This window comes from Saccharopolyspora sp. NPDC003752, from assembly GCF_053605825.1.
In genome coordinates this window covers 136936-152353 of record NZ_JBSGJZ010000017.1, presented here as the reverse complement: position 1 = coordinate 152353, position 15418 = coordinate 136936, and the positions used below count along the sequence as shown (strand labels likewise).

At 69.8% G+C, this 15418-nt stretch carries 15 protein-coding genes; 10 read left to right on the top strand and 5 right to left on the bottom strand.

Going from position 1 to position 15418, the window contains the following annotated elements:
• Nucleotides 1-87: 87 nt before the first annotated feature.
• The 4 genes from ACWEV3_RS23075 to ACWEV3_RS23060 all read left to right on the top strand — a co-directional run bounded on the left by ACWEV3_RS23075 (nt 88) and on the right by ACWEV3_RS23060 (nt 5891).
• A complete protein-coding gene (locus tag ACWEV3_RS23075) occupies nt 88-969 on the top strand; it encodes a carbohydrate ABC transporter permease (RefSeq protein ID WP_452615891.1) in 882 nt (293 codons plus the stop codon).
• Nucleotides 966-1817, top strand: coding sequence for a carbohydrate ABC transporter permease (locus ACWEV3_RS23070; protein WP_132489570.1), 852 nt, complete (start codon nt 966-968; stop codon nt 1815-1817). The genes ACWEV3_RS23075 and ACWEV3_RS23070 overlap by 4 nt, the downstream gene beginning before the upstream one ends.
• Complete coding sequence (locus ACWEV3_RS23065; RefSeq protein WP_452615890.1) at nt 1814-3292, top strand: beta-N-acetylhexosaminidase; 1479 nt, start codon at nt 1814-1816, stop codon at nt 3290-3292. Before ACWEV3_RS23070 ends, ACWEV3_RS23065 begins: the two co-directional genes overlap by 4 nt.
• An 85-nt stretch (nt 3293-3377) precedes the next feature.
• Nucleotides 3378-5891: an ABC transporter substrate-binding protein gene (locus ACWEV3_RS23060; RefSeq protein ID WP_452615889.1), complete on the top strand. Its 2514-nt coding sequence runs from the start codon at nt 3378-3380 to the stop codon at nt 5889-5891.
• Between the two features lie 227 nt (nt 5892-6118).
• Here ACWEV3_RS23060 and ACWEV3_RS23055 read toward each other — a convergent pair whose 3' ends face one another.
• The 5 genes from ACWEV3_RS23055 to uvrA form a co-directional block, all read right to left on the bottom strand.
• Nucleotides 6119-6649, bottom strand: coding sequence for a hypothetical protein (locus ACWEV3_RS23055; protein ID WP_452615888.1), 531 nt, complete (start codon nt 6647-6649; stop codon nt 6119-6121).
• Between the two features lie 116 nt (nt 6650-6765).
• Entirely contained in the window at nt 6766-7098 is a 333-nt protein-coding gene (locus ACWEV3_RS23050; RefSeq protein WP_452615887.1) for a winged helix-turn-helix domain-containing protein, read from the bottom strand.
• Nucleotides 7095-7520 (bottom strand): hypothetical protein, encoded by a 426-nt coding sequence (locus ACWEV3_RS23045; protein ID WP_452615886.1) that lies wholly within the window; start codon nt 7518-7520, stop codon nt 7095-7097. Before ACWEV3_RS23045 ends, ACWEV3_RS23050 begins: the two co-directional genes overlap by 4 nt.
• 131 nt (nt 7521-7651) lie before the next feature.
• Nucleotides 7652-8098, bottom strand: a complete 447-nt coding sequence (locus ACWEV3_RS23040) for an SRPBCC family protein (RefSeq protein WP_452615885.1) — start codon at nt 8096-8098, stop codon at nt 7652-7654.
• A gap of 205 nt (nt 8099-8303) precedes the next feature.
• Nucleotides 8304-11165, bottom strand: coding sequence for an excinuclease ABC subunit UvrA (gene uvrA, locus ACWEV3_RS23035; RefSeq protein WP_452615884.1), 2862 nt, complete (start codon nt 11163-11165; stop codon nt 8304-8306).
• 308 nt (nt 11166-11473) lie between these two features.
• Here uvrA and ACWEV3_RS23030 point away from each other — a divergent pair, with 308 nt between their 5' ends.
• The 6 genes from ACWEV3_RS23030 (at nt 11474) to ACWEV3_RS23005 (ending at nt 15386) form a co-directional block, all read left to right on the top strand.
• Nucleotides 11474-12253, top strand: coding sequence for a maleylpyruvate isomerase N-terminal domain-containing protein (locus tag ACWEV3_RS23030; RefSeq protein ID WP_452615883.1), 780 nt, complete (start codon nt 11474-11476; stop codon nt 12251-12253).
• 95 nt (nt 12254-12348) lie between these two features.
• On the top strand, nt 12349-12987 hold the full coding sequence (locus tag ACWEV3_RS23025) for a cation:proton antiporter (protein ID WP_452615930.1): 639 nt from the start codon (nt 12349-12351) through the stop codon (nt 12985-12987).
• 85 nt (nt 12988-13072) lie between these two features.
• Nucleotides 13073-13564 carry a DUF7144 family membrane protein gene (locus ACWEV3_RS23020; protein ID WP_452615882.1) on the top strand — a complete coding sequence of 164 codons (492 nt, stop codon included), beginning with the start codon at nt 13073-13075 and terminating at the stop codon, nt 13562-13564.
• Between the two features lie 49 nt (nt 13565-13613).
• Complete coding sequence (locus ACWEV3_RS23015) at nt 13614-14291, top strand: MBL fold metallo-hydrolase (protein WP_452615881.1); 678 nt, start codon at nt 13614-13616, stop codon at nt 14289-14291.
• Nucleotides 14270-14674 (top strand): nuclear transport factor 2 family protein, encoded by a 405-nt coding sequence (locus tag ACWEV3_RS23010; protein WP_452615880.1) that lies wholly within the window; start codon nt 14270-14272, stop codon nt 14672-14674. The genes ACWEV3_RS23015 and ACWEV3_RS23010 overlap by 22 nt, the downstream gene beginning before the upstream one ends.
• A 100-nt stretch (nt 14675-14774) precedes the next feature.
• Nucleotides 14775-15386 (top strand): LysE family translocator, encoded by a 612-nt coding sequence (locus ACWEV3_RS23005; protein WP_452615879.1) that lies wholly within the window; start codon nt 14775-14777, stop codon nt 15384-15386.
• Nucleotides 15387-15418 lie beyond the last annotated feature (32 nt).

Here is a 15418-nt window from a genome sequence, read left to right as displayed (position 1 = left end):
AGGTCCAATTTCAATGGAAATTGCGCCCGTCCCGGTGAGGCTCCGCTGCCCGCTCCGCTGCGCGACGCGGGTTCGAGGTCGGGTGTGATGGCCGCGCTGCTCTACCTCGCACCGGCGGCGCTACTGCTCATCGGCATGATGGGCTACCCGCTCTACCAGCTGGTGCAGATCTCCCTGTACGAGTACGGGCAGGCGCAGGCGTCCGGTGGCGCGCCGGTGGTGTTCATCGGCGCGGACAACTACCTGACGCTGCTCGGGGACGGCCAGTTCTGGACGATCCTGGTGCAGACCTGCGTCTTCGCCGCGGTCTGCGTGGTGGGCAGCATGGCGGTCGGCATCGCGCTCGCGGTGCTGGCCACCAGGATCAGCCCGCTGCCGCGGCTGCTGCTGTTCCTGGCCGCCATCGGCGCCTGGGCCACCCCGGCGATGGCCGGGTCGACGGTCTGGCTGTTCCTGTTCGACCAGGACTTCGGCCTGGTCAACGAGGTGCTCACCGGCGTCGGCATCGACGGCGCGGCGGGCTTCTCGTGGACCTACGACAAGTTCGTGGCCTTCGGCCTGGTCGCCGCCGAGGTGATCTGGTGCTCGTTCCCGTTCGTGCTCGTCACCACCTACGCCGGGCTCACCGGGATCCCGAGCGAGGTGGTGGAGGCCGCGGCGCTGGACGGGGCGTCGGCCTGGCGCACCGCGCGCAGCGTGCTGCTGCCGATGCTGCGCCCGGTGCTGGTCATCGCCACCATCCAGTCGATCATCTGGGACTTCAAGATCTTCACCCAGATCTACGTGATGACCAACGGCGGCGGGGTGGCCGGCCAGAACATGGTCCTCAACGTCTACGCGTACCAGTCGGCCTTCGCGGGCTCGAACTACGGGCTCGGCTCGGCCATCGGCGTGGTGATGACCGTGCTGCTCATCTTGATCACGCTGGCCTACCTGCGGGCCCAGCGGAAGGACGAGGCATTCGTATGAGTGCGTTGCGCAAGCCCAGGCTGCTCGCCGCCAACTCTGTCGCGGTGCTGATCGCGGTCGTGGTGGCGTTCCCGCTGTACTGGATGGTGCTCTCGGCCTTCAAGCCGGAGGGCGAGCTGCTCTCGACCGATCCCCGGCCGTGGACCTTCACCCCCACCCTGGACAGCTTCCGCCGCGTGTTCACAGTGGACGGACTCGGCGGGTACTTCGTGAACAGCCTGCTGGTGGCCGGCGCGGTCGTGCTGGTCTCGCTGCTGATGTCGTTCCTCGCCGCCGTCGCGCTCACCAGGTTCCGCTTCCGCGGCCGCACCGTGCTGCTGCTGATGCTGCTGGTGGCGCAGATGGTTCCGGTGGAGGCGCTGACGATCCCGCTGTTCTTCCTGATGCGCGAGGTCGGTTCGGTCGCCCCGGCGTTCGGGCTGAACCACCTCGGTTCACTCGTCCTGGTGCACCTGGCGTTCAGCCTGCCGCTGGCGATCTGGATGCTGCGCGGGTTCGTCGCGGCCGTCCCGGACGAGCTGGAGGAGGCCGCGACGCTGGACGGCGCGAGCCGCACCCGGTTCGTCTGGCAGGTGCTCTTCCCGCTGGTGGCACCGGGTTTGGTGGCCACCAGCGTGCTCTCGTTCATCCACGCCTGGAACGACTTCCTGTTCGCCAAGACGTTCATCATCTCGGCGTCGGAGAACCAGACGCTGCCGATGGCGATCCTGGTGTTCTTCACACCTGAGGGCAACGATTGGGGCGCGATCATGGCCGGTTCAACGCTGATGACGATTCCGGTGCTCATCTTCTTCGTGGTGGTGCAGCGACGCCTGGTGTCCGGGCTGGCCGGGGCGGTGAAGGGATGAGCTGGGACTCGCTGGTACCGAAGCCCGCGCTGGTGGCACCGGCCGCGGGGATGTTCGAGCTGGACCGGGACACCACGGTGGGCGGCGAACCCACCACGGCCGACTGGTTCCGGCGGCACATCGGCGCCGCCACCGGGCTGCCGCTGCCGGACGCGGCGCGGCCGACGATCGAGTTCCGCGTCGACCCGGCCGAGTCCGCGCCCGGCGGCTACCGCGCGGAAATCCGGCCGGACGGCGTGGAAGTCGTCGCGCACGACGCGGCCGGCGCGCACCACGCCGCGCAGACCCTGCGGCAGCTGCTCGGCCCGGCCGCGTACCGGAGCGCGCTGATCCACTATGGACGGTGCTTGTTGCCGTGCGGCCGGGTCGAGGACCGGCCGCGGTTCGCCTGGCGCGGCTGCCACCTGGACGTGGCCCGGCACTTCCTGCCCAAGCGCGAAGTCCTCCGGTTCGTCGAGCTGCTGGCCATGCACAAGCTCAACGTCCTGCACCTGCACCTGACCGACGACCAGGGCTGGCGCGTCGAGGTGCCGCGGTTCCCGAACCTGACCCGCGTCGGCGCCTGGCGGCGGCGCTCGATGGTCGGCCGAGGCGAGCAGCCCGAGTTCGACGAACGCCCGCACGGCGGCTTCTACACCAGCGACGACCTGCGGGAGATCGTCGCCCACGCCGCCCGGCACCACATCACGGTCGTCCCGGAGGTCGACGTGCCCGGCCACAGCCAGGCCGCGATCGCCGCCTACCCGGAACTGGGCACCGCGCAGCGGCCGCGCGTCTGGGAATCCTGGGGCATCAGCGACGAAATCCTCAACACCGACCCGGCCACGCTGGACTTCTACCGCGCCGTCCTGGACCACCTGATGGAGGTCTTCCCGTCGCCGGTGATCTGCATCGGCGGCGACGAGGTCCCGGGCGTGACGCCGGAGCACGGCTCCTTCCTGCGCTCGCTCGTCGAGCACATCCACGCCCAGGGGCGCCGGGCATCGGCCTGGGACGAGATCCTGGAGTCGGTCGACCCGCTGCCGCCGCGGACCATCATCGCGACCTGGCGCGACGAGCGGACCGCGCTGCGCGCCGCCGAGCGCGGCCACGACGTGGTGCTGTGCCCGGAACACCACCTCTACTTCGACCACCGGCAGTCCGACCACCCCGACGAGCCCATCCCGGTCGGCTTCAACACCACCCTCGAAGACGTCTACGCCTACGAACCGCTGACCGAGCGCGCGCTCGGCGTGCAGGCGCAGGTCTGGACCGAGCACCTGGACACCCCGCGCCGCGTCGACTACGCCACCTTCCCGCGGCTGACCGCGTTCGCCGAGGTCGCCTGGAGCAGCGACCGGGACTTCGCCGACTTCCGGCGCCGCCTCGTCGACCACCACCTGCCCCGCCTGGACGCCTACGGCGTCGAATACCGCCCGCTCGGCGGCCCGCTCCCCTGGCAGACCCGCCCCGGCGTGCCCGGCAGGCCGCGGTGAGCCGGCGGGGAAAACCCTGAAATCCGTTCGGATTCGCCGCCGCCACCGGTAACGTTGAATGATCTACCGGTCACCGGAGGTGAGGATGACGGAAGCACCCGTGAGCCAGGGAGTTCCGGTCACCCGGCTGCCGTCCCGCCTCGGGCGGCGATGGGTCCGGCGACGCCGCGTGGAGAAGCTCCCGGACCAGCCGATCATCCACCTGCTGCGCGAGAACGCCTCCGGTCGGCTCATCGACCAGCTCTCCGACCACCTCGGCACCATCGTGCCGCACGTGGTGCTCGACGTCGGCGGAACGCCCGCCGAGACGCCGCGGCAGAAGTCGGTGCAGATCCGGAAGCTGCTGGACAACGCGGCCCAGGGGCTGCGCGACGCCGACTCCTGGCCGCGGATCGGCCGGCTGCGCTTCCGCCGGTACGCGCTGCTGAGCTGGCTGCTGAAGAAGAACCTGCCGCCGACGAACCTGGCCCAGGCCCCGCATTCGCACACCCGCCAGCTGTTGCGCGAATACCTCCGCAGCCGCCGGCCCCGGCGCGGCCAGCCCCAGCAGCAGGAGGCCGCGCTGTGGGAGTCGGCCGCGCAGAGCCTGCCCTGGTACCTCTTCGTGCTGTCGCTGACGTTCTTCCCGCTCTACTACGCGTGGTGGGTGCGCCGGGGCCGCGCTGCCCGCTGGTTCATGCGGCAGCGCTACCTGTCGCCGGGCGAATCCGCGGACTTCCCGAGCTTCGCGCAGCGCCTGATCACCACGCCGTCGCGCTGGGAGAACGCCGAACAGGTGCGGAAACTCCTGGTGCACGCGTTCCTGGCGGACCTCACCGATTCCTACGCGCGACGGCTGTGGCGCTGGCAGTGGGTGCCCAAGGACTGCTACCCGGTCCTGCTGCTGCGCAACCTCGGCGAGGACACCGTCGGCAAGGTGCTGGTCCGGCTCATCAACGACGTGCGCAACGAGACCGGCCTGCCGGATCCGCTGCTGGTGATCGGCAGCGGCCCGGAACCGTTGCAGGACAGCGAGACGCCGAGCGCGCCGGTCACCCTCGAAAGCTGGCCGGAGACGCTGCAGGAAGCGCGGCGCAAGCGCTCGAACACCGCCTGGTACGTGACGCTGCGGGTGGCCGACGAACCGCCGTCGACGGAGGACGAGCCGGGCGTTTCGCTGGGCCAGACGACCCTGCCGCTGAAGCGCTCCAAGCTGCTGCGCCGCATCCCGGTCCTGCTGGTGGTCCTGCTGGTGCTCGGGGGCGGCGGCGTCTACCTGCAGCAGTACTACGGCCACTGCGGCCGGAGCTGGTGGCCGTGGACCAACACCGCGCTGTGGTCGACCGGCGGCGAGTGCGTCGGGATCGCCGACTCGGAGCACCGCTTCTCCGCCGACATCTCGGAGCCGGCCCTGCGCGATCGGCTCATCGCCGCGCAGGACCGGATCAACCAGCAGAACGCCGAGGCCGCGGACCTGCACCAGCGGTCGGTGGCGGATGGCAAGCAGGTCGCGTACTTCTCGATCGTCTACTTCAGCACCCTCACCGGCCGGGATCCGGACTCGTCGACGCTGGACGGGGTCGCGGCGGAGCTGGAGGGGCTGGCCGAGGCCCAGCGGAGCGCGCGGATCAACGACCGCGTGGCGATCCGGATCGTGCTCGCCAACGGCGGCGCGAAGATGAAGCACGCCGAGGCCGTCGCCGAGCACATCGTCGACTTCGCCGAGCCCCGGCAGGAAGCACCGGTGGTGGCGGTCGTCGGGCTGGGCGGCAGCTGGCGGGAGACCGGCGACGCGATCACCGTGCTGGGCAGCAGCGGGCTTGCCATGGTGGGCACGGTGACCTCGGCCGACAGCTTCCCCGGCCTCAGCAGGCTCTACCACCAGGTGGGGCCGACGAACCACTGGGAATCCGAGGTCATCGCGCAGCACGTGCGGGACCTGGGCAGCAAGAACGTCACCGTCTTCTACGACGAAGCCGACACCTACAGCAGGAACCTCGCGCTCGACGTCGACGCGCAACTGGGAGGTTCGGCCGAGCTCCAGAACACCCAGCACGGCATCCCGTCGGACGCCGTGCAGTGCGGACCCGAATCGCTGGCCCTGTACACGGCGCGGGCGGACGATTTCAGCAACTACCTGAGCGCCGTGCAGGACCGGTGCGTCGGCGACGCCAACATGCCGAAGCTGATGGCCGGTGACGACGCGACGAAGTTCCTGCTCGACCGGGAGTTGCGGGAGGGGATCCAGCTCGACTACATCGACTTCACCGGGAAGCGCGTGCTGCCGGGCGATGACGGGTTGGCGGGCCGGTCGATGCTGGCCTTCGACGCCGTCCACCTCGTCCGGCAGGCGGTGCAGAAGGTCACCGAAGGACAGGCCGATGTCGGAACGACACCGTTGAACGGCCTGGCGGTCTGGTACGGGATCGCGCGGCTCAGCGAGAACCCCGAAGGCATCCGCGCGATCAGCGGCCCCATCGACTTCGGCTCGCCGACCGGGCAGGTCCCGGTGCGGAAGGCGATCTCGGTGATGCGCGTGGAGGGCAAGAGCGGCCGGGCGCCCGAGCCCGTGATGCACTGCGGCAGAACGCCGGAGCCGTCCCCCACCTGCCCCAGATGATGCGAGTGCCGGGCACCCCGGCGGGATGCCCGGCACTCGCGGCGGCGGAACGACTAGCCCAGCAGCGGAAGCTTCAGCCCGCCCAGGACGTCGGTGCTGGGGTCGCCGGCCGCGCTGGCGATCCCGGCTTCGCCGAGCGGACCAGGGTCGCCGCCGCAGAACCGCGCATTCGATCTGCTTCGAATACGCGGTGCTGACCTGGGTTTCTCGCTGTTCCGGGGGCAGCGTTAGTCGCAGTATTGCGCCGTCGCCCAGTGCGTGCCGGGCGTCAGGTGCGCGACGTATCGGGCGTCGCGAGCGGTGAAGGTGAACTCGACGTACGGGTAGGCGTCGATGTCTTCCGGGAAATCCTCGTCGGTGGCGGCGTCCCAGAAGCCATCGGCCTCCCAGAAGGCAGGCGCGTTCTGCGTTTCGCTCACTCCGGAGGACTCGATGATCTCGTCGATCCGGTCGAAGAAGTACTCGTCCGGTTCCGCCTCGTCGTCGAGCTCCTTCTCGAAGGCGTCCCTCAGCTCGTGCTCGTCGGCGATCGCGGCAGCCCGCTCGAAGGACATGGGCAGCCTGTCGTCCCCGAGCCCGTCGCCGACGAAGAAGTACCCGTCCTTCATCCGGCGCCACGCGTCGATCATGATTTCCAGCGGGAGGAGGTCGTCGTCCTCTTCCGGGAGGATCCCCGCATCGGGGTTGATCATGTGGAAGCGACCGCGAACGGTGGCGTCGGTCCTGTCGTCGATGGAGATCCGGTAGAGGACGGTCATGTTGCTGGGCTCCGTTCCAGGCATTGGAAATCGACGCCTAGGACGCAGTGGACCTCAACCGGGTTGCATCCGATCCCGATCGTTGCGCGATCGCGGCGATGTTCGCTGCGCTCATGTCAGCTCCGCTCTTCGGCCGGCTCCGCCGCCGGCTGCGTGGTGATCGCCTTCAGCGCCGCCAGGTGCGCCTCGTACGCCCGGCGGCCCTTCGCCGTGAGGCTGAGCCAGGTGCGGGGGCGCTTGCCGACGTAGCCCTTCTTCACCTTGACGTAGCCCGCGCCCTCCAGCGTCGACACCTGCTTGGAGAGCACCGAGTCGCTGACCTCGATGATGTCGCGCACGTACTTGAACTCGGCCTGGTCGACCGCCGCGAGCGTCGCGGCGATGGAGAACCGCACCGGCGAGTGGATGAGATCGTCCAGCTGGTGCCGGGGGTGTGCGCCGCCGCTCATCCTCGGCTCCGGCGGTGCGCGACACCGGCCCCCGCGAACGCGATCACGGCCATCACGACCCCGCCGCCGATCCACCACTGCCAGACGTCGGGCATCCAGTTGCTGCCGACGACGATCGTGGCGATCCAGGCCAGCGTCCACCCCAGCATGACCGTGCCGTGGAGCGCCCCGAATCCGCGCATCCCCACCTTGCGGGTGGCCGACCAGACGGAGATGGCGACGACGAAAGCGATCCAGAGCGGCATCGTCACGAACGCCGCGGTCTTGCCGTCCACGAACGCGAAGACCGCTGCCATGGCGAAGGACCCGACCCCGAACACCAGCATGTACCGCACGTACCAGCGGCCGCCGCGACGCGCCTCGGCCCCCAACCGTTCCGCCCGCGCCAGCTGCGCGGCGGCATCCATCTGCACCTGGTTCATGACAGCTACGTTCGCAACTACTTTCCAACTTGTCAAGTAGATGCCGATGCGACACCTACTTGCCGTTGGTCGGCGAAGAGGCGGGCGCCTCCGCACCGGGAACGGCGCGGAGGCGCCCGATGTCGACCACTTCAGGCCTGCTCGGCCTCCAAGTGATCCTTGAGGCGCTGCAGGGTGGCTTCGATCGACCGCTGGTTCTGCTTCGGCAGGCCGGTGCGCGCGACCAGCTTCGGCAGCATCGTGGTGAAGTCGTAGGTCTCGGTCACCTTCGTCGCCGAGTCGCCGACCGGCTCCAGTTCGTACCGCCACCGGCCGGGCAGCATGTGCCGCCACGCGATCAGCCGGTTCTCCTCGTACTCCACCACGGTGTTGGTGATCCGGTAGCCGACGCCCCTGCGCATCCGCATCCCGAACTTGGAGCCGAGCACCAGCCGCTCCGGGCCGCTCATCTCCCCCTGCACCGTGCCGGAACCGTCGATGACCGCATGCTTGCGCGGATCTGCCAGCACGGCGAAAACCGCCTCCGGCGGGGCCTGCACGACAACGCTGCTGGAAACCGAGAACTCGTTCTGCGCCATGCCGCCGAACCTAGTCAGCCGGGGTAACGAACCCGACACGCGGAAGGCGTCTTCTGGCTGATGGCGGCGAATTTGCGGATCCGGATCGAAGAACTCCTCTCCGCGGCGATGAGTTCCATCCTGTCGGCGTGCACTACACCCGAGCCTGACCTGGCAGAACACCTGCTGTCCGAGCGGACAGCAGGTGTTCTGCCGCGTCGATGGATCAGTTCTCGGAGAGCACCGGAGCCAGGAAGCGGCCGGTGTGGCTCTCGTCGATCTCCGCGAGCTCCTCCGGGGTGCCCTCGGCCACCAGGATGCCGCCGCCGGAGCCGCCCTCCGGGCCCATGTCCAGCACCCAGTCCGCCGTCTTGATGACGTCCAGGTTGTGCTCGATCACGATCACCGTGTTGCCCTTGTCCACCAAGCCGTTGATCACGCCGAGCAGCTTGCGGATGTCCTCGAAGTGCAGGCCGGTCGTCGGCTCGTCGAGGATGTAGACCGTCTTGCCGGTGGACCGCTTCTGCAGCTCGCTGGCCAGCTTGACGCGCTGCGCCTCACCACCGGAGAGCGTCGGCGCCGGCTGCCCCAGCCGCACGTAGCCCAGGCCCACGTCCACCAGCGTCTTCAGGTGCCGGTGGATGGCGTTGATCGGCTCGAAGAACGACGCGGCCTCCTCGATCGGCATGTCGAGGACCTCGGCGATCGTCTTGCCCTTGTAGTGCACCTCCAGGGTCTCCCGGTTGTACCGGGCGCCCTTGCACACCTCGCACGGCACGTACACGTCCGGCAGGAAGTTCATCTCGATCTTCAGCGTGCCGTCACCGGCGCACGACTCGCACCGGCCGCCCTTGACGTTGAACGAGAACCGGCCCGGCTGGTAGCCGCGCACCTTCGCCTCGGTGGTCGCCGCGAACAGCTTGCGGATGTGGTCGAACACGCCGGTGTAGGTGGCCGGGTTCGACCGCGGGGTGCGGCCGATCGGCGACTGGTCGACCTGCACCAGCTTGTCGACGTGCTCCAGGCCCTTGATCCGCGTGTGCCTGCCGGGCACCTGCCGGGCGCCGTTGAGCTTGTTCGCCAGCACCGCCGCGAGGATGTCGTTGACCAGCGTCGACTTGCCCGATCCGGAGACGCCGGTGACCGACACCAGGCAGCCCAGCGGGAACGACACGTCGATCTTGCGCAGGTTGTGCTCGCGCGCCCCGACCACCGTCAGCTGCCGCTTGCGGTCGCGCGGGCGCCGCACCTCGGGCACCGGGATCTGCTTGCGCCCCGCCAGGTACGCGCCGGTCAGCGACTGCTTGTTCTCCAGCAGCTTCTTGTACGGTCCACTGTGGACGACCTGGCCGCCGTGCTCGCCCGCGCCGGGACCGATGTCGACCACCCAGTCCGCGCTGCGCACGGTGTCCTCGTCGTGCTCGACGACGATCAGCGTGTTGCCCAGGTCCCGCAGCCGGCTGAGGGTCTCCAGCAGTCGGTGGTTGTCCCGCTGGTGCAGCCCGATCGACGGCTCGTCCAGCACGTAGAGCACGCCGACGAGGCCGGAACCGATCTGGGTCGCCAGCCGGATGCGCTGCGCCTCGCCGCCGGAGAGCGTCCCGGCCGCGCGGTCCAGCGACAGGTAGTCCAGGCCGACGTCGAGCAGGAAGCCCAGCCGCGCCTGCACCTCCTTGAGCACCCGCCCGGCGATCATCTGCTCGCGCGAGCCCAGCACCAGCCCGTCCAGGAACGTGGCGCACTCGCGCACGCTCAGCGCGCTGACCTCGGCGATGGACAGCTCGCCGCGCTCGTCGTTCTCCATCGTGACGGCCAGGATCTCCGGCTTGAGCCGGGTGCCGTCGCAGGCCGGGCACGGCACGTCCCGCATGTAGCCCTCGTACTTCTCGCGGGCGTAGTCGGACTCGGTCTGCTCCAGCCGCCGCTCCAGGAACGGGATGACGCCCTCGTAGTTGGCGTAGTAGGAGCGGGTCCGGCCGTAGCGGTTCTTGTACCGGACGTGCACCTGGTCGTTGGTGCCGTGCAGCACCGCCTTCTTGACCTTGGTGGACAGCTGCCGCCACGGCGCGTCCATCCGGAAGCCGATGGCCTCCGACAGCGAGGTCAGCAGCCGGGTGAAGTACTCCGCGGTGTGCCCGCCCGCCCACGGCGCGATGGCGCCGTCGGCCAGCGACAGCTCCTCGTCCGGCACGACGAGCTCCGGGTCGACCTCCTTGCGGATGCCCAGGCCCGCGCACTCCGGGCACGCCCCGTAGGGCGAGTTGAAGGAGAACGACCGCGGTTCGAGCTCGTCCACGCCCAGCGGGTGGCCGTTGGGGCAAGCCAGGTTCTCGGAGAACTTCCGCTCCCGGTTCGGATCGTCCTCGTCGAGGTCGATGAACTCGATCAGCACCAGCCCGTCGGCCAGCCGCAGCGCGGTCTCCACCGAGTCGGTCAGCCGCTGCTTCGCGCCGGCCTTCACGGTGAGCCGGTCGATGACCACCGCGATGTCGTGCTTCTCCTGCTTCTTCAGCTTCGGCGGGGCGTCCAGCGAGTGCACCACGCCGTCGATGCGGGCGCGCGCGTAGCCCTGCGACTGCAGCTGCTCGAACAGGTCGACGTACTCGCCCTTGCGGCCGCGCACCACCGGGGCCAGCACCTGGAACTTGGCCCGGTCGGGCATCTCCAGCACCTGGTCCACGATCTGCTGCGGGGTCTGCTTGCTGATCGCTTCGCCGCAAGCCGGGCAGTGCGGTTTGCCGGCTCGGGCGTACAGCAGCCGCAGGTAGTCGTAGACCTCGGTGATGGTGCCCACCGTCGACCGCGGGTTGCGGCTGGTGGACTTCTGGTCGATCGACACCGCCGGGGACAGGCCCTCGATGAAGTCCACATCGGGCTTGTCCATCTGGCCGAGGAACTGCCGGGCGTAGGCGGACAGCGACTCGACGTAGCGGCGCTGTCCCTCCGCGAAGATGGTGTCGAAGGCCAGGCTCGACTTCCCGGAGCCGGACAGCCCGGTGAACACGATCAGGCTGTCTCGGGGCAGGTCCAGGTCGATCCCGCGCAGGTTGTGCTCACGGGCGCCGCGAACGACAAGGCGGTCAGCCACGGTGATCCCTTCGAAAAGTTCTGGTGTTGACGTGGACGCGCGCCGGCTGCAGGCAGTGCATCGGCAGGTACGCGACGTCGCCCGCCCATGCTATTCGGGGCCTCTGACAGTCCCGGATCGCGTGCGGCGCGCAGCCCGCGCAACAACCACCCCGTACCCGAACGAGTGACACACGGGGAGGTCGACCGCGACTCCACCGACGATACGCAAATTCCCCCGGAATGGGCACTGTCGCGCCTGTGGCCTGCGCAATTAAGCTCGATGCTCACCGGTCGCGAAATTCCCTCCTGCACGCAGAGGTAGACCTCATGGCTGATATCGCCCTCGGGACCGGTGGCCGCAGCGTTGCGCAGCCGGCGGCCGCCGCACAACTCGCCCACCAGGTCACGACCCAGCTGACCGGCATCGACGAAGCGAGCAGCCGGCTGCTGGACACGGTCGCCGGGCTCGACGAGCTGGCCGTGCGCCAGCCCAGCCTGCTGCCCGGGTGGAGCAGGGCGCACGTGATCACGCACCTGGCCCGCAACGCCGACGGGTTCGTCAACCTGCTGATCTGGGCGCGGACCGGGATCGAGCACGCGATGTACGCCAGCCGCGACGACCGGGACGAGGCCATCACCGAAGGCGCGGTGCGCAGCCACCGGCTGCTGCTGGAGGACCTGGCGGCGTCCTGCGACCGCTTCGCGCACGCCGCCCGCGCGCTGCCGGAGGCGGCGTGGACCGCGGAGATCGCCGACGCGGTGGGCGACCCGATGCCCGCGCACCACATGCTGCGGCTGCGCCTGCTGGAGATCTGGGTGCACCTGGTCGACCTCGATCACGACGTGGACTTCGACGACATCCCGCGGCCGGCCGCGGAGCAGCTGCTGGAGGACGTGGTGCAGCAGTACGGCGGGCGGCCGGACGTGCCCGCCCTGTCGGTGGAGGTCGACTTCGGCGACCACCGGCGGACCTGGGACCTGCGCGGCACCACCGCCCCGCCGAGCCGGGTGCGCGGCGAGCCGGGCCCGATGCTCGGCTGGCTGCTGGGCCGGACCGGCCCGGAGCTGCTGGACGGCGACCCCCCGAACCTCCCGGACTGGCTCTGAACCCGCCCGTTTCCGCAGCTCACCACCCGTGCGCACTTCGTGTCGCCATAGCAGCACAACATGCGCACGGCCCTTGACCAGGCAAAACGTTCGTCCTGACCCGTAGCGGGCGCACCCGCCACGTTCGGGGCAAGGGTGCTTTCACGCGCAGCAGCGCCGCGCGCACCACGCTGGGCACCAGCGCGCAGTTCGCGGTGCGGCTGTGCATGGTCGTGGTCGTCCTGATGCTGTGGATCGCCGGCGCCCTCGGCCTCGACGTGCTGCTCGGCGCGTTCGTCGCCGGGCTCGTGGTCCGGCTGTTCCTCGACGCCGGCGACTCCGAGGAGGCCGAAGTCGTGGAGGGCAAGATCGAGGCCATCGGTTTCGGCCTGTTCATCCCGCTGTTCTTCGTGGTCAGCGGCATGCGCTACGACCTGGCCGCGCTGCTGGCGACGCCGAGCGCGTTCGCGCTGCTGCCGGTGTTCCTGGTGCTGTTCTTCGTGATCCGCGGGCTGCCGATCCTCGTCCTGCACCGTCGCGACCTGCCGAAGCGTCCGAAGTGGACGCTCGCGCTGCTCGGGTCCGCGGCGCTGCCGATGGTCGTGGTGATCACCACGATCGGCACGGAGGTCGGCGCGATGCCGCCGAGCACCGCCTCCGCCCTGGTCGGCGCGGCGATGATCAACGTCCTCGTCTTCCCGATGCTGGGACTGCGCATCAGCCGCTCGACAGCCCTGGCGAAGTCGGACACCTGAGCCACCCGGTCGAGCTGCACGAATGCCCCGAAAGCGCGACTCTGTCGGTGGACACGTCATCGAGCAACTTGAGGGGGCGTGCACGATGTCCAGTCCGCAGACCGGGCCCGAGTCCCAGGCGAAGGCCGAGGGGACGATGCCCGAGCAGACCGCTGCGCCTGAGCAGCAGAAGCAGTGGGCGATGGCGCCCGCGCAGCCCACCGGCGCGATGTCCGGGTGGCTGGCGTTCGCCGGGTCGCTGATCGCGATGATCGGCATCTTCAACATCATCGGCGGGATCACCGCGCTGTTCCGGCCCACCTACTACCTCGTCGGGACCGCTCAGCTGCTGGTCTTCGACTTCGCCGCCTGGGGCTGGTTCTGGCTGGCACTGGGCGTCGTGCAGGTCGTGGCCGGCGTCGGCTGCATGTACGGGCAGATGTGGGCGCGGATGACGGGCATCGGCCTGGCCGCGCTGAGCGCGATCGCGCACCTGGCGTTCTTCGCGGCGTTCCCGCTGTGGTCGCTGGTGGTCATCGCGATGTCCGTGCTGGTGATCTACGGCCTGATGGTGCCTCCGCGGGGGGCTGTCGCCTGACCGGCGATCATCCGCCGGAACCGCGAGCGCGGGGCGTTAGGCTCGGGCCGTGGAGCTTCAAGGACAGTACGACGGACACGTCGAACCAGGTGGTGCCCCGGCGCGCCGCGAACTGGACGCGCTGACCATCACCAAGATCTCGGTCGGTCCGATGGACAACAACGCGTACCTGCTGGTGTGCCGCAGCACCGGCGACGCGCTGCTGATCGACGCCGCCAACGACTCGGAGCGGCTGGCCGACCTGCTCGGCCACGACGCCCTGCGCCCGCGGCTGCGCACCATCGTGACCACCCACCAGCACGCCGACCACTGGCAGGCGCTGGGCGCCGTGGCCGGCCAGACCGGGTGCTTCACGCTGGCGCACCCGGCGGACGCCGATGCGCTGCCGGTGCCGCCGGACCGCCTGGTCGAGCACGGCGACACCATCGAGGTCGGCGAGTCCCAGCTGTCGGTGATCCACCTGCGCGGCCACACGCCGGGGTCGATCGCCCTGCTCTACCGCGACCCGAACGGGCACCCGCACCTGTTCACCGGCGACTCCCTGTTCCCCGGCGGCGTGGGCAAGACCGGCTCCCCGGAGAACTTCCGGTCGCTGATCGACGACGTGGAGAACCGGATCTTCGCCGAGCTGCCGGACGACACCTGGTTCTACCCGGGTCACGGCGACGACTCGACGCTCGGGGCGGAGCGCCCCAAGCTCGCCGAGTGGCGCGAGCGTGGCTGGTGAGCGCCGACCTCGCGGCCGAGGTCGAGCGGGTGCACCGGCTGCTCGCGGAGTGGCTGGGCACGGACTGCGGGCCCGCGGTGCTGGAAGCGCTGCGGGCCGCGCACGCCGACGACTTCACCATGATCACCACCGATGGCAGGCCGATGGCGGTCGAGGACCTCTTCGGCGCCCTCGCCGGTGCCCGGAACGCGGCGCCGGGCCTGGCCATCGAGGTCGACGAGATCACCGCGGCCGCGGACGCGGCGGACTTCGCGGTGGTGCACTTCCGCGAAACCCACCACCACGAGGGCACGACGACCCGCCGCCGGACGACGGCGGTCCTGCGGCGAACCGGCGAAGGCCTCCGCTGGCAGCACCTCCACGAGACGGCGGTAGCGGGCTGAGGCAGGTGCCGCGGGTCTTCCGGCAGCCGGGAGACCCACGGGCCGCCGACTCCGCAAAATGCGTCGCCGCCGGCGGCCGCGAGGTGGTAGCAATGCTCGAGTGAGCGTTGAATTCCTGCTGACTTCATTGGTGATCGTCGCGACGCCGGGCACCGGCATGCTCTACACGCTGGCCGCTGGGCTTTCCCGCGGGGCCCGGGCCAGCATCATCGCCGCCGTGGGCTGCACCCTCGGGATCGTCCCGCACATGCTCGCGGCCATCACGGGGCTCGCCGCGCTGCTGCACACCAGCGCCGTCGCGTTCCAGGTCATCAAGTACCTGGGCGTGGCTTACCTGCTCTACATGGCGTGGAGCACGTTCCGGGACAAGGGTGCGCTCACCGTGGAGCAGGACACGGCGCCGCGCTCGGCGGCGAAGGTGATCGTCTCCGGTGTCCTGGTGAACATCCTCAACCCGAAGCTCACCATCTTCTTCTTCGCGTTCCTGCCGCAGTTCGTGAGCAGCGCGGAGCCGAACGCGTTCCTCCGCATGGTCGAGCTCAGCGGTGTGTTCATGCTGCTGACGTTCGTGGTCTTCGCCGCCTGCGGCGCGTTCGCCGCCGCGATCCGCAACCACGTGATCAGCCGCCCCCGGGTGCTGGCCTGGATGCGCCGCACCTTCGCCGCGGCGTTCGTCGCCCTCGGCGCCAAGCTCGCCTTCACCGAGCGGTGACTCGCACGGCCGTCGCCGGCCGGCTCGTGACG

Bases quoted from the DNA above. Each gene is read 5' to 3' on its own strand.
- ACWEV3_RS23040 (WP_452615885.1), bottom strand. From the start codon at position 8,098: ATGGCGCAGAACGAGTTCTCGGTTTCCAGCAGCGTTGTCGTGCAGGCC.
- ACWEV3_RS23060 (WP_452615889.1), top strand. From the start codon at position 3,378: ATGACGGAAGCACCCGTGAGCCAGGGAGTTCCGGTCACCCGGCTGCCG.
- ACWEV3_RS23055 (WP_452615888.1), bottom strand. From the start codon at position 6,649: ATGACCGTCCTCTACCGGATCTCCATCGACGACAGGACCGACGCCACC.
- ACWEV3_RS23065 (WP_452615890.1), top strand. From the start codon at position 1,814: ATGAGCTGGGACTCGCTGGTACCGAAGCCCGCGCTGGTGGCACCGGCC.
- ACWEV3_RS23050 (WP_452615887.1), bottom strand. From the start codon at position 7,098: ATGAGCGGCGGCGCACACCCCCGGCACCAGCTGGACGATCTCATCCAC.
- ACWEV3_RS23075 (WP_452615891.1), top strand. From the start codon at position 88: ATGGCCGCGCTGCTCTACCTCGCACCGGCGGCGCTACTGCTCATCGGC.
- ACWEV3_RS23070 (WP_132489570.1), top strand. From the start codon at position 966: ATGAGTGCGTTGCGCAAGCCCAGGCTGCTCGCCGCCAACTCTGTCGCG.
- ACWEV3_RS23045 (WP_452615886.1), bottom strand. From the start codon at position 7,520: ATGAACCAGGTGCAGATGGATGCCGCCGCGCAGCTGGCGCGGGCGGAA.
- ACWEV3_RS23030 (WP_452615883.1), top strand. From the start codon at position 11,474: ATGGCTGATATCGCCCTCGGGACCGGTGGCCGCAGCGTTGCGCAGCCG.
- ACWEV3_RS23020 (WP_452615882.1), top strand. From the start codon at position 13,073: ATGTCCAGTCCGCAGACCGGGCCCGAGTCCCAGGCGAAGGCCGAGGGG.